This window comes from Escherichia sp. HH091_1A, assembly GCF_030295175.1.
GTDB classification, from domain to species: Bacteria; Pseudomonadota; Gammaproteobacteria; order Enterobacterales; family Enterobacteriaceae; genus Escherichia; species Escherichia coli_F.
The window spans coordinates 1,810,794-1,832,235 of record NZ_AP025747.1; the positions used below are offsets into that span (position 1 = coordinate 1,810,794).

Below are 21,442 nucleotides of genomic sequence, written 5' to 3' on the forward strand. Positions count from 1 at the left end.
TCAACGGTATCAAAATAAACCAGCGTATAACGTTCAAATCGAACATAAGATTCGATAAACCATGGAGGTTATATGAAAAAATTGGCACTTATCTTGGTTATGGGAGCGCTTGTTTCCTTTTATGCCGATGCCGGGCGCAAACCCTGCTCTGGTTCGAAAGGGGGGATCTCTCACTGTACAGCAGGCGGCAAATTTGTCTGTAATGATGGTTCTATTAGTGCATCGAAAAAAACATGCACTAACTGAAGCGTAAAAAGGGGGGCAGTACAGGCACCCGCAGGCATCCTATGAGGTTTCCTTAGGGACGAAAATAATCACTTCACGAAATAGCGTGCTGTTTTCCAGAATTTTTCGTCATTCGGGTTAGCCAGTTTAACCATTCCTCACTTTCTTCAATCCAATGGCATTAATCTTCTCTGCAATAATTGTTGTAAAAATGTGACGCAAAGAGGTTTTTAGTCGTAAGTAATTACCGTCAAATGCCGATGACTTTCTATCAGGAGTAAACCTGGAAGAGAGACAACGGTAATGAATACAACTCCCTCACAGCGATTAGGTTTTTTGCATCACATCAGGCTGGTTCCGTTATTTGCCTGCATTCTTGGCGGTATCTTACTTCTGTTTGCCTTGAGTTCAGCCCTGGCTGGCTATTTCCTCTGGCAGGCCGATCGCGATCAGCGTGATGTGACTGCGGAGATTGAGATTCGGACCGGGTTAGCGAACAGCTCAGATTTTTTGCGTTCGGCCCGGATCAATATGATTCAGGCCGGGGCGGCGAGTCGTATTGCGGAAATGGAAGCAATGAAGCGAAATATTGCGCAAGCCGAATCGGAGATTAAACAGTCGCAGCAAGGTTATCGGGCTTACCAGAGTCGGCCGGTGAAAACACTTGCTGATGAAGCTCTCGACGCTGAATTAAATCAACGTTTCCAGGCTTATATCACGGGTATGCAACCTATGTTGAAATATGCCAAAAATGGCATGTTTGAAGCGATTATCAATCATGAAAGTGAGCAGATCCGACCGCTGGATAATGCTTATACCGATATTTTGAACAAAGCCGTTAAGATACGTAGCACCAGAGCCAACCAACTGGCGGAACAGGCCCATCAGCGTACCCGCCTGGGTGTGATGTTTATGATTGGCGCGTTTGTGCTTGCCGTGGTCATGACGCTGATAACATTTATGGTGCTACGTCGGATCGTCATTCGTCCACTGCAACATGCCGCACAACGGATTGAAAAAATTGCCAGTGGCGATCTGACGATGAATGATGAACCGGCGGGTCGTAATGAAATCGGGCGCTTAAGTCATCATTTACAGCAAATGCAGCATTCACTGGGGATGACAGTCGGGACTGTTCGACAGGGCGCGGAAGAGATTTATCGTGGCACCAGCGAAATTTCCGCTGGCAATGCGGACCTTTCATCTCGCACCGAAGAACAAGCGGCGGCAATCGAACAAACTGCCGCTAGCATGGAGCAACTCACTGCGACGGTGAAACAGAATGCGGATAACGCGCATCATGCCAGCAAACTGGCGCAAGAGGCCTCCATTAAAGCCAGCGATGGCGGGGAGACGGTTTCCGGTGTAGTTAGAACGATGGGAGCAATCTCCACGAGTTCAAAGAAAATTTCCGAGATCACTGCCGTCATCAACAGCATTGCTTTCCAGACAAATATTCTGGCGCTGAATGCTGCCGTTGAAGCCGCACGAGCGGGTGAGCAAGGACGTGGATTTGCCGTTGTCGCCAGCGAAGTACGGACACTCGCAAGTCGCAGCGCCCAGGCGGCGAAAGAGATTGAAGGCTTGATCAGTGAATCAGTCAGGTTAATTGACCTGGGGTCGGTTGAAGTGGCAACGGCAGGGAAAACCATGAGCACGATTGTTGATGCCGTCGCGAGTGTCACACATATCATGCAGGAGATTGCCGCCGCCTCGGATGAACAAAGTAGAGGCATAACGCAGGTGAGCCAGGCGATTTCCGAAATGGATAAGGTGACGCAACAGAATGCTTCTCTGGTAGAAGAGGCCTCAGCGGCGGCGGTGTCCCTTGAAGAACAGGCTGCACGATTAACTGAGGCGGTAGACGTTTTCCGCCTGAACAAACATTCTGTGTTGGCAGAATCACGCGGAGCTGGTGAGTCTGTTAGTTTCGCAACAGCGTGAAAATATCAAAGAAGGGATCGAAAGATCCCTTACTTTTCAGAACGGCATTGATTTTCGAATAGCGTTAATCATCAACTGGCAACCAGAAGAGAACGTCGCATCTACGCGGGTCAATATTCCGATCGGTTCGCCTGCACCATGCCCCGGAACAGGCAGGGCCACCAGCGTGGCATGACGCAGGTCGTCTTTTACAGCGCCAGAAGGGACAAACCACACGTAGTCGTATTCAACCGTAAGTTGACGAGATAGCGAAGCAGACAGCGTTTCGATACAGCCCGAAGGAATTTTACAGCCCTGGCTCTGCACTAATGCATCTGAATGCTGGCGTGGTGCAGTACCTTCTGGTGATACAACGACAGGCCATTCCAGCACCCGACTTAGCGTTACGTTCTCTTGAAGCAGTGGGTGATTGGGACGAACGACCAACTTCAGCGATTCAAGAAACAGCAATTCATAATTAAGCCCGGTCATCAGTTCGGGATCTGACATTCGACCAATCCCGATATCGATTTCGCCGGTCTTCAAACCTGCCAGAATCATAGGGTTACTCATTGTCGCAACTTGCAAGGTCGTCTCTTTTTGTTGCTGATGAAACTGACCTATAACTGAAGGTAATATTCCCAGCGCCGCGGTAGGTAATGCACCTACCCTGACGACATCATTGTTAAGACCTTCTTTACGATGAAGCGACTGTCCGGCAGTGTTAATAGCGTCAAGAACTCTGACTGCATGTGTTAAAAATTGTTCGCCGGGTAAGGTAAGTTGCGCCCCCTGACGACCACGCTCAAACAAGCGAGCACCTGTCAATTGCTCTAGTTCATTCAATGTCTTGGAGAGCGCAGGTTGACTCAAATTAAGGGTTTCAGCTGCGCGCCCCAAAGTTCCTTGTTGTGCAACAGCTACGAATGTATGAAGGTGGCGCAAACGGATGCGCTGACTAAACAGACTATTTTTTTCCATAAGCGATGTTAAAAACGAAGCGGTGTCGCTGACAAGTGAAGTTGTTTGATTATGATAACTTGATTGCAAAATATTATTAACAATTAAAGCAATTGCGTTACAGGAAAATGGATAATATTGATGTTTTCGCGGCGAGATCACAGTTTGTAAATTCTTCCCGCCAGAGTGAATGTGGTTACCTACACTCCAGATTACTGACCAATGGAGGCAGACATTATGGCGAACAGCATCACGGCGGATGAGATTCGGGAACAGTTTTCGCAGGCAATGTCAGCCATGTACCAGCAAGAAGTTCCGCAGTACGGCACGCTGCTGGAACTGGTAGCTGATGTGAATCTGGCTGTGCTGGAAAACAATCCTCAACTGCACGAAAAAATGGTAAATGCAGACGAGCTGGCGCGACTGAATGTTGAACGTCATGGGGCAATTCGCGTTGGGACTGCACAAGAGCTTGCTACTCTTCGGCGGATGTTTGCCATTATGGGGATGTACCCGGTGAGCTATTACGATCTCTCGCAGGCGGGGGTGCCGGTACATTCCACAGCATTTCGGCCCATTGATGATGCTTCTCTGGCGCGTAATCCCTTCCGCGTTTTTACCTCATTACTCCGCCTGGAGCTTATCGAGAACGAATTTTTGCGCCAGAAAGCGGCGGAGATTCTGCGTCAGCGCGATATCTTCACCCCACGTTGTCGACAACTGTTAGAGGAGTATGAGCAGCGGGGCGGTTTTAACGAAACACAGGCACAGGAGTTTGTGCAGGAAGCCCTGGAAACGTTTCGCTGGCACCAGTCAGCAACGGTGGATGAAGTAACCTATCGCGCCTTGCATAACGAACATCGGCTGATTGCTGATGTGGTCTGTTTTCCTGGATGCCATATCAACCACCTGACGCCACGCACGCTGGATATTGACCGGGTGCAGTCGATGATGCCTGAATGCGGAATTGAACCCAAAATTCTGATCGAAGGGCCGCCGCGCCGCGAGGTACCGATTTTACTACGCCAGACCAGCTTTAAAGCACTGGAAGAGACGGTGTTGTTTGCGGGGCAGAAACAGGGCACGCATACCGCGCGCTTTGGTGAAATAGAGCAGCGTGGCGTGGCATTAACGCCGAAAGGACGACAACTGTATGATGATCTACTGCGGAACGCTGGAACCGGGCAGGATAATCTCACTCACCAAATGCATTTACAGGAAACCTTCCGCACTTTTCCTGACAGTGAGTTTTTAATGCGTCAGCAAGGGTTGGCATGGTTCCGGTACCGTTTGACGCCTTCGGGTGAGGCGCATCGTCAGGCGATTCATCCCGGAGACGATCCACAGCCCTTAATTGAACGTGGTTGGATAGTGGCGCAACCCATTACCTATGAAGATTTCTTGCCCGTTAGCGCGGCGGGGATCTTCCAGTCAAATCTGGGTAATGAAACGCAGGCACGCAGTCACGGTAATGCCAGTCGCGAAGCATTTGAGCAGGCGTTGGGCTGCCCGGTTTTGGATGAGTTCCAGCTTTATCAGGAAGCGGAAGAACGCAGTAAACGTCGCTGTGGTTTGCTTTAAATTCTGACCATCCGCCTTTGCAAAAATTTGCCTGATTTTACAAACGAATCAGGCTCATCCCATCGACATAAAAAAATTGCCGATTAATGCATATTCTCTGAGTTCAACAATTGGATTATTAATAAATATTGTCTAGAGTGAGCGGTCATAAATAAGCACTTTCTTGCCGCTGAAAACGACCAGCGCGGGACCATTCACAACACCAGAAGGACTCACTTTCAGGTATGGATCGTAGACGATTTATTAAAGGTTCAATGGCTATGGCCGCCGTGTGCGGTACCAGCGGCATTGCTTCTCTTTTTTCTCAGGCGGCATTCGCGGCAGATTCTGATATTGCCGACGGGCAAACCCAGCGTTTTGACTTCTCCATTCTACAGTCAATGGCGCACGACTTAGCGCAAACCGCGTGGCGTGGTGCGCCGCGTCCGTTACCTGACACTCTGGCGACAATGACGCCGCAGGCTTATAACAGTATTCAATACGACGCCGAAAAATCGCTCTGGCATAACGTTGAGAACCGTCAACTGGACGCTCAGTTCTTCCATATGGGAATGGGATTCCGTCGCCGCGTTCGTATGTTTTCTGTTGATCCCGCAACACATCTGGCGCGTGAAATTCACTTTCGCCCGGAGTTGTTCAAATACAACGATGCGGGTGTTGATACCAAACAATTAGAAGGGCAAAGCGATCTCGGTTTTGCCGGTTTTCGCGTGTTTAAAGCCCCCGAACTGGCGCGCCGTGATGTCGTATCATTCCTCGGTGCGAGTTATTTCCGCGCGGTTGATGATACATATCAATACGGTTTGTCGGCTCGCGGCCTGGCGATCGACACTTACACCGACAGTAAAGAAGAGTTCCCCGACTTTACCGCCTTCTGGTTTGATACGGTAAAACCGGGGGCAACCACCTTTACCGTTTATGCGTTGCTCGATAGCGCCAGCATTACTGGTGCCTATAAGTTCACTATCCATTGTGAGAAAAGTCAGGTGATTATGGATGTGGAAAATCACCTGTATGCGCGCAAAGACATTAAACAGCTGGGCATTGCGCCGATGACCAGCATGTTCAGCTGCGGCACTAATGAACGTCGGATGTGCGACACCATTCATCCGCAAATCCATGACTCTGATCGTCTGTCCATGTGGCGGGGCAACGGCGAGTGGATTTGCCGTCCGCTGAATAATCCGCAAAAATTGCAGTTCAATGCTTACACCGACAACAACCCGAAAGGGTTTGGTTTATTGCAACTGGATCGTGATTTCTCTCATTATCAGGACATTATGGGCTGGTATAACAAACGCCCAAGTCTGTGGGTGGAACCGCGTAACAAGTGGGGTAAGGGCACCATCGGCCTGATGGAAATCCCAACAACGGGCGAAACGCTGGATAACATTGTCTGCTTCTGGCAGCCAGAAAAAGCTGTAAAAGCGGGTGATGAGTTTGCATTCCAGTATCGTCTGTACTGGAGTGCGCAACCGCCTGTTCATTGCCCATTAGCGCGCGTTATGGCAACGCGTACCGGCATGGGCGGTTTCCCGGAAGGTTGGGCGCCTGGTGAACACTATCCCGAAAAATGGGCGCGTCGTTTTGCCGTCGATTTCGTTGGTGGTGATCTGAAAGCTGCCGCACCAAAAGGCATTGAGCCGGTGATTACGCTTTCCAGTGGGGAAGCGAAGCAAATCGAAATTCTCTATATTGAACCCATTGATGGTTATCGTATTCAGTTTGACTGGTATCCGACTTCGGACTCCACTGATCCGGTCGATATGCGGATGTATCTGCGTTGTCAGGGCGACGCTATCAGTGAAACATGGCTGTATCAGTATTTCCCGCCAGCGCCGGATAAACGTCAGTATGTTGACGACCGCGTGATGAGTTAATCGTTTTTTTCTTCGGCACCTTCTTCGGGAGGTGCCGTCTGGTTAAACACGATCCCGCTCGCATTTTTCCCTAAGTTAAATGAGTAATCTGATGGTGTGTATTTCAGATACACCTTGTCAGCCACTAACAGGGAGTGCGTATGTTTCCAGAATACCGAGATTTAATATCCCGTCTGAAAAACGAAAATCCTCGCTTTATGTCCTTGTTCGATAAACACAATAAACTTGATCATGAAATTGCCAGAAAGGAAGGTTCCGACGGTCGAGGGTACAATGCGGAAGTGGTCCGCATGAAAAAACAAAAGCTACAGTTAAAAGATGAGATGCTCAAAATCCTGCAGCAGGAGAGCGTCAAAGAGGTGTAAACTTTCCTAAGCCGCCAGCCAGGCGGCTTTTTTAACAACTGCATGGATTGACTGGAGATAAGATGGCTGAAACGATAAAAGTAAGTGAATCACTTGAATTACATGCTGTTGCAGAAAGTCATGTCACACCTCTTTATCAGTTAATCTGTAAAAATAGAACCTGGTTACAGCAGTCGCTAAACTGGCCGCAGTTTGTTCAAAGTGAAGAGGACACGCGAAAAACGGTGCAGGGCAATGTAATGTTGCATCAACGCGGCTATGCCAAAATGTTCATGATTTTCAAAGAAGATGAACTTATCGGCGTTATCTCGTTTAATCGTATTGAACCACTGAATAAAACCGCTGAAATCGGCTACTGGCTGGACGAATCTCATCAGGGGCAGGGGATCATTTCTCAGGCGCTGCAGGCATTGATTCATCATTACGCTCAGTCTGGTGAACTTAGACGCTTCGTGATCAAATGTCGGGTGGACAATGCGCAAAGCAACCAGGTCGCTTTGCGCAATGGTTTTATCCTTGAAGGTTGCCTGAAACAGGCTGAGTTCCTGAATGATGCCTATGATGATGTGAACTTATACGCGCGTATTATCGATTCACAATAACCCTGCCAGCGGCGTTCGCGTAATGCGCTCTTCGCCGTTAATGACTTTTGGACCACGGACATGAACCGTGTCGCCATCAAAGGCTTCAACGACGGCGTGGTCGGTCAACTCCACATGGTTTTCAATTATCACCGCACCTGTAATACGGCTCTCACCTTGTATTACAACGTGCTCGTCGAGCAGAATCGGTCCGCCACGTACCACTGCCTTTCCGCCAATCAAGACATGATGTTTTAACACACAATTACCTTCCACAATGGCATATTCCGCTACCTGCGAACTGTAATGAATTGTCGGAATGGCATCTTCTTCTATGCCAGCTTTCACCTGCGCGTGACCGTAGACTTTAGCGCAATCGCATAGCCAGACGTTGTTCTCTTCATTACCTTCAATACTGGCAAAATCAAAAACTTCGGCGCGATGTTCAATAAAAGCATACCGGACGACGGCATCGCCATAAATTTGTGCCTGGTGGACAATACGCGTGGCGCTAACCCTTGCGCGATCATAAATTTGTAGCAGGAGTTGATGGTCGGAGGTTAAGCCTTGCGCGGCGACGATCATAGAATGTTGATCAATTAAGGCGTGACCAAATATTCTACATTGACCGCAAACTAATGAGTCACGAATGGTGACTCTGTCACTTATATATGCACCCTGACTGACTTCACTATTATCGATCCAGACGTTATCCGCTGCGTAAACCTCTCCCCAAAGGACGCTGGTGCCGGTGATACGCGTATTACCGGAAATCACCGTTCCGCCGAACGCAATAGCATTCTGATCGTAAATCCAGCAATTTCCTTCCTGCGCTAACACCGTTTCGCGATCGATCCAGCCGCCAGCGGTTCCTGCTATCACATCGTTAAAATCGCTCATGGCGATAATTTGCCGTAATAACACACTTTTTTTAGTGCCATCATCCTGATAACTAAAGGCTCGCTGTTCTTCACTTAGACGATATTTGCGCATAGCGTTTTCCCACAGGTGACTTACTATAACCGTAGCAAATTCTGCGGCTCTGGCTATGCTCGAGAAAATTCCATAAAATGCATTTCAAATATACTTTATAAATTAAACAAAATGAGTAAGAAGATGCAGAGCGATAAAGAGCTCAATTTACCGGCAGGTTATTTTGGCATTGTGTTGGGGACGATAGGGATGGGATTTGCCTGGCGCTATGCCAGCCAGGTTTGGCAGGTCAGCCACTGGTTAGGGGATGGGCTGGTAATTCTGGCGATGATCATCTGGGGATTATTGACTAGCGCATTTATTACCCGACTCATACGCTTTCCGCATAGCGTGCTGGCGGAAGTGCGCCATCCAATAATGAGCAGTTTTGTGAGTTTATTTCCGGCAACGACGATGCTGGTGGCGATTGGTTTTGTTCCGTGGTTTCGCCCACTGGCTGTGTGCCTGTTCAGTTTTGGCGTCGTGGTTCAGTTGGCTTATGCCGCTTGGCAAACTGCGGGATTATGGCGCGGATCACACCCTGAAGAAGCCACCACGCCTGGACTGTATCTGCCGACAGTTGCCAACAACTTTATCAGCGCAATGGCCTGTGGTGCATTGGGCTACACCGACGCCGGTCTGGTGTTTTTAGGCGCAGGCGTTTTCTCATGGTTAAGCCTGGAACCGGTGATCTTGCAGCGTCTGCGCAGTTCGGGAGAATTACCCACGGCGCTGCGGACATCACTCGGCATTCAGCTCGCTCCTGCGCTGGTGGCCTGTAGTGCCTGGCTGAGCGTCAACGGCGGCGAGGGTGACACGCTGGCGAAAATGCTTTTCGGTTATGGGCTGCTGCAACTGCTGTTTATGCTACGTCTGATGCCATGGTATCTCTCCCAGCCATTTAATGCTTCATTCTGGAGTTTCTCGTTCGGCGTATCTGCACTGGCAACCACCGGTTTGCATTTGGGGAGTGGCAGCGATAATGGATTTTTCCATACGCTGGCGGTGCCGCTGTTTATCTTTACCAATTTTATAATTGCAATACTGCTCATCCGAACTTTCGCGCTTCTGATGCAGGGGAAATTGTTAATCAGAACAGAGCGCGCTGTTTTAATGAAAGTTGAGGACAAAGAATGATCATCCGTGACGAAAACTATTTTACTGAAAAATATGAATTAACCCGCACACACTCTGAAGTACTGGAAGCGGTGAAAGTGGTTAAACCCGGTAAAACGCTGGATCTGGGCTGTGGCAATGGTCGTAACAGTCTTTACCTGGCAGCCAATGGTTATGAAGTTGACGCATGGGATAAAAATGCCATGAGTATCGCCAACGTCGAGCGCATTAAATCCATTGAAAATCTGGATAATTTACATACCCGGGTCGTTGATCTGAATAACCTCACCTTTGATGGGCAATACGATTTTATTCTTTCGACTGTGGTGCTGATGTTCCTTGAGGCTAAAACCATCCCAGGGCTGATTGCCAATATGCAACGTTGCACTAAACCTGGTGGTTACAACCTGATTGTGGCGGCGATGGATACCGCTGATTATCCATGTACCGTCGGCTTCCCGTTTGCCTTCAAAGAGGGAGAATTACGTCGATATTACGAAGGCTGGGAGATGGTGAAATACAATGAAAACGTCGGTGAGTTGCACCGCACCGATGCCAACGGTAATCGGATTAAACTGCGTTTCGCCACGATACTGGCACGTAAAAAATGACCCGGTAGAACAAGGCGCGTGAAAATGCCCCGCGTTGAGATGGTTAACCGTTGTTCTTTTCGGTAAGCATATTTTTAATCAAAAGGATGTGAAATTAATCACGGTAGTCGAAGTTTTTCATCAGCTTAACGCACTGATATTTAACTACTGATGATTGACTTAGCCCCTTTTTCGGCATTGACTATGTCGTCTGAAAAGGGGCTGATAAATTTATTTTTACCAACACTTTTTTTGCCACAACACGAAGCGGTGCTTTTTGCTATAACTTAAAAAGTAATATAATCATCTCAGGAAACTATTCATGCGTACCACATCATTTGCGAAAGTTGCAGCTTTATGCGGCTTGTTGGCTCTGTCTGGTTGTGCCTCTAAAATCACCCAGCCAGATAAATATTCTGGTTTTTTAAACAATTACTCTGATTTAAAAGAAACAACCTCAGCAACAGGTAAACCTGTTTTACGTTGGGTAGACCCGAGTTTTGATCAAAGCAAATATGACAGCATCGTCTGGAACCCAGTCACTTATTATCCGGTACCGAAACCATCTACCCAGGTAGGGCAGAAAGTTCTGGATAAAATTTTGAGTTATACCAACACCGAAATGAAAGAAGCGATTGCGCAGCGTAAACCACTGGTTACCACCGCTGGGCCTCGTAGTCTGATTTTCCGTGGGGCCATTACCGGTGTTGATACCAGCAAAGAAGGGCTGCAATTCTATGAAGTGGTTCCTGTCGCATTAGTGGTCGCGGGGACGCAAATGGCGACGGGCCACCGTACCATGGATACTCGCCTGTATTTTGAAGGTGAGCTAATTGATGCAGCTACTAATAAACCGGTTATCAAAGTCGTTCGTCAGGGCGAAGGTAAAGACCTGAATAATGAAAGTACGCCAATGGCTTTCGAGAATATTAAGCAAGTTATTGATGACATGGCGACCGATGCCACCATGTTTGACGTTAACAAAAAGTAATTCCAGTCGCGCCATCGTAAGATGGCGCTTTTTATTATCGGTTTCTGTCAGCGATTAAATTTAACACCATGTAACAAACGCCACCGGCAATTAATCCCCAAAACGCAGAACCAATCCCGACAAGCGTTAGTCCACTTGCCGTTACCAGAAATGCGACCACCGCCGCGTCGCGCTCACGCTCATTATGCAGCGCCTGATACAAACTGCCGCCAATGGTACTCAACAGCGCCAGACCTGCCAGCATCTGGATCCAACTCACGGGCAGCGCGGCCATCATTCCAGTTATGGCGCTACCAAACAGACCTGCAAACAAATAAACAACGCCTGCGACGGCAGCTGCCAGCCAACGTTGATCTTTATCCGGATGCGCTTCCGGGCTTTGGCAAATAGCCGCGGTGATTGCTGCAATACCGACGGAATAAACCCCGAAAGGGGAAAATACCAGCGCCAGCAATCCAGTAAATACAATCAACGGCGAAACAGGAGCCGAATACCCGGCCGCTTTCATTGCCGCAATACCCGGTGCGTTTTGCGATGCCATCGTCACCAGAAAAAGGGGGAGTGCAACGCTCAGACTGTGAGCAAACGAAAATTCAGGGGCAATATAAGCGGGGAGAACGGGTTTAAAGGCAATATCCCCTGTGACAACGTCACCTTGTAAAATAACGATTACGATGCCAACTATCATCGCCGCAATAACCGCATACCGTGGCGCAATAGCTTTCGTCGCCAGCCACGCCAGCAACATACTACCGCATAACGTAAACTGACCATCCAGACTTGCAAACGCCTGTAAACCAAAGCGTAACAAAATTCCGGCCAGCATCGCCGCTGCCAGCGAGTGCGGAATAATACGCATCAGACGAGCAAAGAGTCCCGTTATGCCGCAGAGGATTATTAACGCGTTGGTGACAATAAAAACGCCGATGGCTTCGTTAAGTGTTAGTCCCTGTAATCCGGTGACCAACAAAGCCGCGCCAGGCGTTGACCATGCGGTGAGAACAGGCACGCGATACCATAATGTCAGAGCCAGCGTACTGACGCCCATTGCCAGCCCCAGCGCCGTCATCCAGCCAGAGATTTGTGCAGTGGTGGCTCCGGCGACAATCGCTGCTTGCCAGATTATTGCCGCTGAACTGGCGTAGCCAATTAATACCGCCAGAAACCCCGCCAGTAGCGTGGGTGGAGGAATAGAAAACAGACGCATGGTCACCTCGTGCGTTATAGCGTACAGGTACCGTAGCATTTGTCCGTTATAACGCACAAGTGATAAACTTCCGCTTTGCCGGAGGAGTCACATGGAAAATCTCACTCGCTTTTTATCCACCACACTTAAACATCTGCGTCAGCAGCGCGGCTGGAGTCTTTCGCGACTGGCAGAAGCGACGGGGGTTTCTAAAGCGATGTTAGGGCAGATTGAGCGTAATGAGTCCAGCCCGACGGTCGCGACATTATGGAAAATTGCCACTGGGTTGAATGTGCCATTTTCGACATTTATTTCTCCGCCGCAGTCCGCTACGCCTTCAGTTTATGATCCGCAACAGCAGGCGATGGTGATCACTTCGCTGTTTCCTTATGATCCGCAACTCTGCTTTGAACACTTCTCAATTCAGATGGCTCCCGGTGCAATAAGTGAATCGACGCCCCATGAGAAGGGAGTAATCGAACATGTTGTCGTCATTGATGGGCAACTTGATCTGTGCGTTGATGGTGAATGGCAGAGCCTTAATTGTGGAAAAGGCGCTCGATTTGCTGCAGACGTTACGCATGTCTATCGTAATGGTGGGGAGCAAATCGTACATTTTCATTCCCTCATCCATTACCCACGCAGTTAAGCGGGAAAACTATTTCGCAACGTCGCGCTTGTGGCTAAAATAGCCGCCATTTTTCAGCTACTGGATAAGAATGTGACCGTATCTTCTCATCGACTTGAACTGTTAAGCCCGGCACGCGATGCCGCCATTGCCCGCGAAGCTATTTTGCACGGTGCCGATGCTGTTTATATCGGCGGCCCTGGTTTTGGTGCCCGTCATAATGCCAGTAATAGCCTGAAAGATATTGCCGAACTGGTGCCGTTTGCCCATCGTTATGGTGCAAAAATTTTCGTCACGCTTAACACCATTTTGCATGATGATGAGCTGGACCCTGCGCAACGGCTGATTACCGACCTCTACCAGACCGGCGTCGATGCGCTGATTGTTCAGGATATGGGGATTCTGGAACTTGATATTCCGCCGATTGAATTACACGCAAGTACGCAGTGCGATATTCGTACTGTAGAGAAAGCGAAGTTCCTCTCAGACGTTGGTTTTACCCAGATTGTGCTGGCGCGTGAGCTAAACCTGGAGCAGATCCGCGCGATTCATCAGGCCACGGACGCGACAATTGAGTTCTTTATTCATGGCGCATTGTGCGTGGCCTATTCTGGTCAATGCTACATCTCTCATGCACAAACGGGGCGCAGTGCTAACCGTGGAGATTGCTCCCAGGCGTGCCGTTTGCCATACACATTGAAAGACGATCAGGGGCGGGTGGTTTCCTATGAAAAACATCTGCTGTCGATGAAAGATAACGATCAGACTGCCAACCTCGGCGCGCTGATTGATGCTGGCGTACGCTCCTTCAAGATTGAAGGGCGTTACAAAGATATGAGCTACGTGAAGAATATCACCGCCCATTATCGTCAGATGCTGGATGCCATTATTGAAGAACGTGGCGATCTGGCGCGCGCTTCATCAGGTCGTACTGAACATTTCTTTGTTCCATCGACGGAAAAGACTTTCCACCGTGGCAGTACCGACTACTTTGTTAACGCCCGTAAAGGGGATATCGGCGCGTTCGACTCCCCCAAGTTTATCGGCCTGCCGGTCGGTGAAGTATTAAAAGTGGCGAAGGATCATCTCGATGTTGCCGTCACCGAGCCGTTAGCAAATGGCGATGGTCTGAATGTGATGATTAAACGTGAAGTGGTTGGCTTTCGCGCCAATACAGTCGAAAAAACCGGGCAAAATCAGTACCGCGTCTGGCCAAATGAGATGCCTGCGGATTTGCATAAAATTCGTCCGCATCATCCGCTTAATCGTAATCTGGACCATAATTGGCAGCAGGCGTTGACCAAAACATCCAGCGAACGTCGCGTAGCGGTAGACATTGAACTGGGCGGCTGGCAGGAACAACTGATTCTGACCCTCACCAGTGAAGAGGGTGTCAGCATTACGCATACGCTGGACGGGCAGTTCGACGAAGCCAATAACGCCGAAAAAGCAATGAACAATCTGAAGGATGGTCTGGCAAAACTGGGGCAAACCATCTATTACGCCCGCAATGTGCAAATTAATTTGCCGGGGGCGCTGTTTGTACCAAACAGTCTGTTAAACCAGTTCCGCCGTGAAGCCGTTGACATGCTGGATGCTGCGCGTCTTGCCAGTTACCAGCGCGGCAGCCGTAAACCGGTTGCTGATCCTGCGCCGGTTTATCCGCAAACGCATCTGAGTTTCCTCGCGAACGTATACAACCAGAAAGCGCGTGAATTTTATCATCGCTATGGTGTGCAACTGATTGACGCGGCGTATGAGGCACATGAAGAGAAGGGCGAAGTCCCGGTGATGATCACCAAGCATTGTCTGCGCTTTGCCTTCAATCTGTGCCCGAAACAGGCGAAAGGCAATATCAAAAGCTGGAAGGCGACGCCAATGCAACTGGTTAACGGCGATGAAGTGTTAACGCTAAAGTTTGATTGCCGCCCATGTGAGATGCACGTCATTGGCAAAATCAAAAATCACATACTGAAAATGCCGTTACCGGGAAGCGTAGTGGCATCCGTTAGTCCGGATGATCTGCTGAAAACATTGCCGAAGCGAAAAGGGTAAAACGCCAGTTTTCTGGTTACTCACAACTTATTGGATCTGCATGATCTTGTCGGCCGGGTAAGGCGTCACGTCGCATCCGGCAATAAATAAATGACTCAACGTTGTCCCGCTTCTGGTTTGCGCGATTTTTGCCAGTAAAAATGCTCGCGCAAACCTTCCGCCGACTCTTCCGCCACGGCACGCAATTCATCGCTGTCCGCTTCATGACGCAGCTGATGATCCACATTCTTTACCCACATAAATTCATGTCCTTTGTGCCCTGCCATGAGTTGTCCTGAGAACAGCGCACACGTTAATAAGACAACCGATAACGCCTTCGTAAACATCCCGCCACCTTTTTCTCACCTTTTGCCGCTATGATGCCGATCGTTTCTTGAGGTTATTATTCAGTTTTGCAAATTAGCGCAAAGAAATTCTGGAATCTTCCTTCCTGATTTTGCATTGCATTCTGCCGTTGCGGCGATTTAGTGCTATTTTCGAGCACATTACACACGGAGGTAAACTTCGCCATTAAATAGTCACGATCACTTTATTGAAGTGCCTTTGAGCGTCGCCTCTAAGGTATTGCTGTTAAATGCTTTTTTACCGTCTGAAATCACTCAGCAAGAGTTAGCCAGGCGAATTGGCAAACCTAAACAGGAAATTACGCGCTTATTTAACTTGCACCATGCGACAAAAATCGACGCCGTCCAGCTTGCGGCTAAGGCGCTTGGCAAAGAGTTATCGCTGGTGATGGTTTGATAACAGTTAATGAAAAGTTGTCATTTTTAACAACTGATATAGACTGCCGAATCACCTGCACATAATAACGATTCGATAATGAAAAAATACCAGCAGCTTGCAGAACAATTACGCGAGCAGATTGCGTCGGGGATCTGGCAACCCGGAGATCGTTTGCCTTCGTTGCGTGACCAGGTGGCGCTTTCTGGCATGAGCTTTATGACTGTCAGCCATGCCTATCAGTTGCTCGAAAGTCAGGGACATATTATCGCGCGACCGCAGTCGGGTTATTACGTTGCGCCACAGGCAATAAAAATGCCGAAAGCGCCAGTCATTCCAGTCACTCGAGATGAAGCAGTCGATATCAACACCTATATTTTTGATATGTTGCAGGCCAGTCGCGATCCGTCGGTAGTTCCGTTTGCCTCGGCCTTTCCCGACCCGCGACTTTTCCCCCTCCAACAACTAAACCGCTCGCTGGCGCAGGTAAGCAAAACCGCCACGGCGATGAGCGTGATTGAAAACTTACCGCCAGGAAACGCAGAACTGCGTCAGGCTATTGCTCGTCGCTATGCCTTACAGGGCATCACTATTTCTCCTGATGAAATTGTCATTACCGCCGGGGCGTTAGAGGCATTAAACCTCAGTTTACAAGCGGTAACGGAACCAGGCGATTGGGTGATAGTAGAGAATCCTTGTTTCTACGGCGCGTTGCAGGCGCTGGAGCGGTTACGGCTGAAGGCGTTATCGGTGGCGACGGACGTTAACGAAGGGATCGATCTTCAGGCGCTGGAACTGGCGTTGCAGGAGTATCCGGTGAAAGCGTGCTGGCTGATGACTAATAGCCAGAATCCACTCGGATTTACCTTAACGCCGCAGAAAAAAGCGCGGCTGGTAGCGTTGCTCAATCAGTACAACGTAACGCTGATTGAAGATGACGTTTACAGCGAACTTTATTTTGGACGGGAAAAACCGCTGCCTGCGAAAGCGTGGGATCGCCACGATGGTGTTTTGCATTGCTCTTCGTTTTCGAAATGTCTGGTGCCAGGTTTTCGTATTGGTTGGGTCGCCGCCGGAAAACACGCACGCAAAATTCAACGATTGCAATTGATGAGTACGCTTTCGACCAGTTCACCGATGCAGCTTGCGCTGGTGGATTATCTTTCCACGCGCCGTTACGACGCCCATCTTCGTCGTTTACGTCGTCAGCTTGCGGAACGTAAACAACGTGCCTGGCAGGCGCTGCTGCGTTATCTGCCTGCGGAAGTGAAAATTCATCATAATGACAGCGGTTATTTTCTCTGGCTGGAACTCCCCGCGCCGTTAGATGCGGGCGAATTAAGCCTTGCGGCACTGACGCATCATATCAGTATTGCGCCGGGTAAAATGTTTTCTACCGGTGCAAACTGGTCACGTTTTTTTCGTTTTAATACTGCATGGCAGTGGGGCGAGCGCGAAGAACAGGCGGTTAAACAATTAGGCAAACTTATTCAAGAACGGCTGTAATAGCGTTTAATTTAATTCCTCTTAGGTTGGGTAATATGAATTTCGAATAGCAGTCATATTTCCTAACCCCTTGTCTATACTCCAGAAGATAACCTCACAGACGGCATAATGCGCGGTAGCTCACAACCTGATTAAATTTTCTCAGGGGCGAAGGTGTGCCTGCAAGCCGCCGTCTATGGTTAAACAAGGAGATATTTTTACGGCACGGCGGCTGAACAATTAATTACGACAGGAGTAAGACCTTATGAGCAAGACATTTGCCCGCAGCAGCCTGTGTGCGCTCACCATGACAATAATGACCGCTCACGCCGCCGAACCGCCTACCAATTTAGATAAACCGGAAGGGCGACTGGATATTATCGCCTGGCCGGGATACATCGAACGCGGACAAACTGATAAACAATACGACTGGGTAACGCAATTCGAAAAAGAGACAGGCTGCGCGGTGAATGTGAAAACCGCCGCGACTTCTGATGAAATGGTCAGTCTGATGACCAAAGGGGGTTACGATCTGGTTACAGCATCCGGCGATGCCTCGCTGCGCCTGATTATGGGCAAACGCGTGCAGCCGATTAATACCGCATTGATTCCCAACTGGAAAACGCTCGATCCGCGCGTGGTTAAAGGCGACTGGTTTAACGTTAGTGGCAAAGTTTATGGCACACCTTACCAATGGGGTCCGAACCTGTTGATGTACAACACTAAAACCTTCCCGACCCCGCCGGATAGCTGGCAAGTGGTTTTTGTTGCGCAGAATCTGCCGGACGGCAAGAGCAATAAAGGCCGCGTTCAGGCTTATGATGGCCCTATTTATATTGCGGACGCTGCGTTGTTCGTTAAAGCCACTCAGCCGCAGTTGGGCATCAGCGATCCGTATCAACTCACCGAAGAACAGTACCAGGCGGTGCTGAAAGTGCTGCGCGATCAACATAGTTTGATCCATCGCTACTGGCATGACACTACCGTGCAAATGAGTGATTTCAAAAACGAGGGTGTGGTTGCCTCCAGTGCATGGCCCTATCAGGCCAACGCCCTGAAAGCCGAAGGCCAGCCTGTCGCTACCGTTTTCCCGAAGGAGGGCGTTACCGGTTGGGCTGACACCACCATGCTACATAGCGAAGCGAAACATCCGGTTTGCGCCTACAAATGGATGAACTGGTCATTAACGCCAAAAGTGCAGGGCGATGTGGCGGCCTGGTTTGGCTCGTTACCGGTAGTGCCGGAAGGGTGTAAAGCCAGTCCGTTATTAGGCGAAAAAGGTTGTGAAACAAACGGTTTTAACTATTTCGATAAAATCGCCTTCTGGAAAACGCCTATAGCAGAAGGGGGCAAGTTTGTTCCCTACAGTCGCTGGACGCAGGATTATATTGCCATTATGGGCGGCCGCTAACTTCGCTGGGGTGTTTTATGACGTACGCAGTGGAGTTTGACAACGTATCGCGACTGTATGGTGATGTGCGCGCGGTAGATGGTGTCAGTATTGCGATAAAAGATGGTGAGTTTTTCTCAATGCTGGGGCCGTCTGGCTCCGGCAAAACCACCTGCCTGCGCCTGATTGCTGGATTCGAACAGCTTTCCGGCGGGACTATATCTATCTTTGGTAAACCCGCCAGCAATCTGCCACCGTGGGAGCGGGACGTGAATACCGTTTTCCAGGACTACGCGCTTTTTCCGCATATGTCGATTCTTGACAACGTGGCCTATGGGCTGATGGTCAAAGGGGTGGATAAAAAACAGCGACACGTAATGGCGCAAGAGGCGCTGGAGAAAGTGGCGCTCGGATTTGTACAGCAACGTAAACCGTCACAACTTTCTGGTGGTCAGCGTCAGCGGGTTGCCATTGCCAGAGCGTTAGTGAATGAACCGCGCGTATTGCTGCTGGATGAACCGCTCGGCGCACTGGATCTTAAGCTGCGTGAGCAGATGCAACTGGAGCTAAAAAAGCTACAACAGTCTCTTGGCATCACCTTTATTTTCGTCACCCACGATCAGGGCGAGGCATTATCGATGTCCGATCGTGTTGCGGTATTCAACAACGGTCGTATTGAGCAGGTCGATTCCCCGCGCGATCTCTATATGCGTCCGCGCACGCCGTTTGTTGCCGGATTCGTCGGGACATCCAACGTTTTTGAGCCGCTAATGGCCGAGAATCTTTGCAGCATGATAGGCAGTTTTGCCCTGAGACCGGAACATATCCGCCTCAACACCCCCGGCGAAGTGCAAGTTAATGGCACGATCCAGGCGGTGCAGTATCAGGGCGCGGCGACCCGTTTTGAACTGAGACTGAATGGCGGTGAAAAACTGCTGGTGAGTCAGGCCAATATGACAGGCGAAGAACTGCCTGCCACGCTCACGCCCGGACAACAGGTGATGGTTTCCTGGTCGCGCGATGTGATGGTGCCGCTGGTTGAGGAGAGGTGAATGGCGATGAACGTATTGCAATCACCTGCGCGCCCAGGGTTGGGTAAGGTGTCAGGTTTCTTCTGGCGGAAACCGGGACTGGGGCTGTTTTTGCTGCTGCTTGGTCCGCTGATGTGGTTTGGCATTGTCTATTTTGGTTCACTCCTGACGTTGTTATGGCAGGGCTTTTATACCTTTGACGATTTCACCATGTCGGTAACGCCAGAACTGACGCTGGCGAATATCCGTGCGCTGTTTAATCCGGCGAATTACGACATCATCCTCCGCACGCTAACCATGGCTGTGGCTGTCACTATCACCAGCGCCATTCTGGCTTTTCCGATGGCGTGGTATATGGCGCGCTATACCAGCGGGAAAATGAAAGCGTTCTTCTATATTGCGGTGATGCTGCCAATGTGGGCAAGCTACATTGTTAAAGCTTATGCCTGGACATTATTGCTGGCAAAAGATGGCGTGGCGCAGTGGTTTTTACAACATCTGGGGCTGGAACCACTGCTGACAGCGTTCCTTACATTACCCGCGGTGGGCGGTAACACGTTGTCAACTTCCGGGCTGGGGCGCTTTCTGGTGTTTCTCTATATCTGGCTGCCGTTCATGATCCTGCCCGTGCAGGCGGCGCTTGAGCGTTTGCCGCCGTCATTGTTGCAGGCGTCGGCTGATCTTGGCGCGCGTCCACGGCAAACCTTTCGCTATGTGGTGCTGCCGCTGGCGATCCCGGGTATTGCCGCTGGCTCTATCTTTACCTTTTCACTCACACTGGGCGATTTTATCGTTCCGCAGCTGGTTGGCCCTCCAGGATATTTTATCGGCAATATGGTTTATTCCCAGCAGGGGGCGATTGGCAATATGCCGATGGCTGCGGCATTCACCCTGGTGCCGATTGTTCTCATCGCACTGTACCTGGCGTTCGTGAAACGTCTGGGAGCATTCGATGCACTCTGAACGCGCACCGTTTTTCCTTAAACTGGCGGCCTGGGGCGGCGTGGTTTTCCTTCATTTTCCCATCCTGATTATCGCCGCCTATGCTTTTAATACCGAAGATGCAGCGTTTAGTTTTCCACCGCAAGGCCTGACGCTGCGCTGGTTTAGCGTGGCAGCACAGCGTAGTGATATTCTTGATGCTGTGACACTGTCACTTAAAGTAGCGGCACTGGCGACATTAATTGCGCTGGTGTTAGGGACACTGGCCGCTGCTGCGCTGTGGCGTCGAGACTTTTTCGGTAAAAGCGCCATTTCATTGTTATTGCTGCTGCCCATTGCGCTGCCGGGCATTGTCACTGGTCTGGCGCTATTAACCGCTTTTAAAACCATCAATCTGGAGCCGGGATTTTTCACCATCGTGGTCGGTCATGCGACTTTTTGCGTAGTGGTGGTGTTTAACAATGTCATCGCCCGTTTTCGCCGCACCTCCTGGAGTCTGGTTGAGGCGTCAATGGATCTTGGGGCCAATGGCTGGCAAACCTTCCGCTACGTGGTGTTGCCGAATCTCAGTTCGGCGCTACTGGCAGGAGGAATGCTGGCGTTTGCCTTGTCGTTCGATGAAATCATCGTTACGACCTTTACGGCAGGTCATGAACGAACGTTACCGTTGTGGTTGCTCAATCAGCTTGGGCGACCGCGTGATGTACCGGTAACCAACGTGGTGGCACTGCTGGTTATGTTGGTAACAACCTTGCCGATCCTGGGGGCCTGGTGGCTAACCCGCGAAGGCGACAATGGTCAATAACCACTGATACAGGAAT

The 21,442-nt window shown here is 49.8% G+C and carries 20 protein-coding genes and 1 pseudogene; 17 read left to right on the forward strand and 4 right to left on the reverse strand.

The genetic code is table 11. From position 1 onward, the window contains the following. The first annotated feature begins 72 nt into the window (after positions 1 to 72). Together QUF14_RS09080 and trg are read left to right on the forward strand one after the other, a co-directional pair. Positions 73 to 246, forward strand: coding sequence for a YdcA family protein (locus QUF14_RS09080; RefSeq protein WP_000731856.1), 174 nt, complete (start codon positions 73 to 75; stop codon positions 244 to 246). A 282-nt stretch (positions 247 to 528) separates the two neighbouring features. Continuing rightward, positions 529 to 2,169: a methyl-accepting chemotaxis protein Trg gene (trg, locus tag QUF14_RS09085; protein WP_001098536.1), complete on the forward strand. Its 1,641-nt coding sequence runs from the start codon at positions 529 to 531 to the stop codon at positions 2,167 to 2,169. A gap of 36 nt (positions 2,170 to 2,205) precedes the next feature. Here the strand turns inward: trg and QUF14_RS09090 are convergent, their stop codons facing one another. After that, a complete protein-coding gene (locus QUF14_RS09090) occupies positions 2,206 to 3,129 on the reverse strand; it encodes a LysR substrate-binding domain-containing protein (protein WP_000414564.1) in 924 nt (307 codons plus the stop codon). Between the two features lie 216 nt (positions 3,130 to 3,345). On the opposite strand from QUF14_RS09090, the gene hglS reads away from it, so the two are divergent. The 4 genes from hglS (at position 3,346) to rimL (ending at position 7,536) form a co-directional block, all read left to right on the forward strand. Continuing rightward, positions 3,346 to 4,689 carry a 2-oxoadipate dioxygenase/decarboxylase HglS gene (gene hglS, locus QUF14_RS09095; protein ID WP_000013756.1) on the forward strand — a complete coding sequence of 448 codons (1,344 nt, stop codon included), beginning with the start codon at positions 3,346 to 3,348 and terminating at the stop codon, positions 4,687 to 4,689. A gap of 224 nt (positions 4,690 to 4,913) precedes the next feature. After that, the gene (gene opgD, locus QUF14_RS09100) at positions 4,914 to 6,569 is read left to right on the forward strand and encodes a glucan biosynthesis protein OpgD (protein ID WP_000375956.1); all 1,656 of its coding nucleotides are present in this window, start codon (positions 4,914 to 4,916) and stop codon (positions 6,567 to 6,569) included. A gap of 140 nt (positions 6,570 to 6,709) precedes the next feature. After that, positions 6,710 to 6,934, forward strand: a complete 225-nt coding sequence (locus QUF14_RS09105; protein WP_001296778.1) for an HP1242/YdcH family protein — start codon at positions 6,710 to 6,712, stop codon at positions 6,932 to 6,934. 62 nt (positions 6,935 to 6,996) lie between these two features. Beyond that, positions 6,997 to 7,536: a 50S ribosomal protein L7/L12-serine acetyltransferase gene (rimL, locus tag QUF14_RS09110; RefSeq protein ID WP_001353208.1), complete on the forward strand. Its 540-nt coding sequence runs from the start codon at positions 6,997 to 6,999 to the stop codon at positions 7,534 to 7,536. On the opposite strand, the gene ydcK is transcribed toward rimL, so the two are convergent. After that, the gene (ydcK, locus tag QUF14_RS09115; RefSeq protein WP_001234017.1) at positions 7,528 to 8,508 is read right to left on the reverse strand and encodes a YdcK family protein; all 981 of its coding nucleotides are present in this window, start codon (positions 8,506 to 8,508) and stop codon (positions 7,528 to 7,530) included. The two genes, rimL and ydcK, sit on opposite strands and share 9 nt — an antisense overlap. Positions 8,509 to 8,631: 123 nt before the next feature. On the opposite strand from ydcK, the gene tehA reads away from it, so the two are divergent. The 3 genes from tehA (at position 8,632) to QUF14_RS09130 (ending at position 11,184) form a co-directional block, all read left to right on the forward strand. Further along, positions 8,632 to 9,624: a dicarboxylate transporter/tellurite-resistance protein TehA gene (gene tehA / locus QUF14_RS09120; protein ID WP_100733834.1), complete on the forward strand. Its 993-nt coding sequence runs from the start codon at positions 8,632 to 8,634 to the stop codon at positions 9,622 to 9,624. After that, on the forward strand, positions 9,621 to 10,214 hold the full coding sequence (tehB, locus tag QUF14_RS09125; RefSeq protein ID WP_000586746.1) for a tellurite resistance methyltransferase TehB: 594 nt from the start codon (positions 9,621 to 9,623) through the stop codon (positions 10,212 to 10,214). Before tehA ends, tehB begins: the two co-directional genes overlap by 4 nt. Before the next feature lie 301 nt (positions 10,215 to 10,515). Next, complete coding sequence (locus tag QUF14_RS09130) at positions 10,516 to 11,184, forward strand: DUF3313 domain-containing protein (protein ID WP_001261024.1); 669 nt, start codon at positions 10,516 to 10,518, stop codon at positions 11,182 to 11,184. 34 nt (positions 11,185 to 11,218) lie between these two features. Here QUF14_RS09130 and ydcO read toward each other — a convergent pair whose 3' ends face one another. Next, positions 11,219 to 12,430, reverse strand: a complete 1,212-nt coding sequence (gene ydcO, locus QUF14_RS09135) for a BenE family transporter YdcO (protein ID WP_071988184.1) — start codon at positions 12,428 to 12,430, stop codon at positions 11,219 to 11,221. Between the two features lie 52 nt (positions 12,431 to 12,482). Here ydcO and sutR point away from each other — a divergent pair, with 52 nt between their 5' ends. Both sutR and rlhA read left to right on the forward strand, forming a co-directional pair. Beyond that, complete coding sequence (gene sutR, locus QUF14_RS09140; RefSeq protein WP_000429503.1) at positions 12,483 to 13,019, forward strand: DNA-binding transcriptional regulator SutR; 537 nt, start codon at positions 12,483 to 12,485, stop codon at positions 13,017 to 13,019. A 72-nt stretch (positions 13,020 to 13,091) separates the two neighbouring features. Further along, positions 13,092 to 15,053, forward strand: coding sequence for a 23S rRNA 5-hydroxycytidine C2501 synthase (gene rlhA / locus QUF14_RS09145; RefSeq protein ID WP_024212234.1), 1,962 nt, complete (start codon positions 13,092 to 13,094; stop codon positions 15,051 to 15,053). Between the two features lie 95 nt (positions 15,054 to 15,148). Here the strand turns inward: rlhA and QUF14_RS09150 are convergent, their stop codons facing one another. After that, the gene (locus QUF14_RS09150) at positions 15,149 to 15,379 is read right to left on the reverse strand and encodes a YncJ family protein (RefSeq protein ID WP_000494241.1); all 231 of its coding nucleotides are present in this window, start codon (positions 15,377 to 15,379) and stop codon (positions 15,149 to 15,151) included. 178 nt (positions 15,380 to 15,557) lie between these two features. Between QUF14_RS09150 and hicB the strand changes: the two are divergent. The 6 genes and pseudogenes from hicB to QUF14_RS09180 form a co-directional block, all read left to right on the forward strand. Then, a pseudogene (gene hicB / locus QUF14_RS09155) lies at positions 15,558 to 15,794 on the forward strand (type II toxin-antitoxin system antitoxin HicB); the annotation flags it as partial. Between the two features lie 78 nt (positions 15,795 to 15,872). Beyond that, positions 15,873 to 17,279: an aminotransferase-like domain-containing protein gene (locus QUF14_RS09160; protein ID WP_000760602.1), complete on the forward strand. Its 1,407-nt coding sequence runs from the start codon at positions 15,873 to 15,875 to the stop codon at positions 17,277 to 17,279. 244 nt (positions 17,280 to 17,523) lie between these two features. Beyond that, the gene (gene ydcS / locus QUF14_RS09165) at positions 17,524 to 18,669 is read left to right on the forward strand and encodes a putative ABC transporter substrate-binding protein YdcS (protein WP_000047458.1); all 1,146 of its coding nucleotides are present in this window, start codon (positions 17,524 to 17,526) and stop codon (positions 18,667 to 18,669) included. A 17-nt stretch (positions 18,670 to 18,686) separates the two neighbouring features. Beyond that, positions 18,687 to 19,700 (forward strand): ABC transporter ATP-binding protein, encoded by a 1,014-nt coding sequence (locus QUF14_RS09170; RefSeq protein ID WP_000220427.1) that lies wholly within the window; start codon positions 18,687 to 18,689, stop codon positions 19,698 to 19,700. After that, complete coding sequence (locus QUF14_RS09175) at positions 19,701 to 20,642, forward strand: ABC transporter permease (protein WP_001251299.1); 942 nt, start codon at positions 19,701 to 19,703, stop codon at positions 20,640 to 20,642. It abuts the gene before it with no gap. Then, entirely contained in the window at positions 20,632 to 21,426 is a 795-nt protein-coding gene (locus QUF14_RS09180) for an ABC transporter permease (RefSeq protein ID WP_000555466.1), read from the forward strand. Before QUF14_RS09175 ends, QUF14_RS09180 begins: the two co-directional genes overlap by 11 nt. The last annotated feature ends 16 nt before the right edge of the window (positions 21,427 to 21,442 follow it).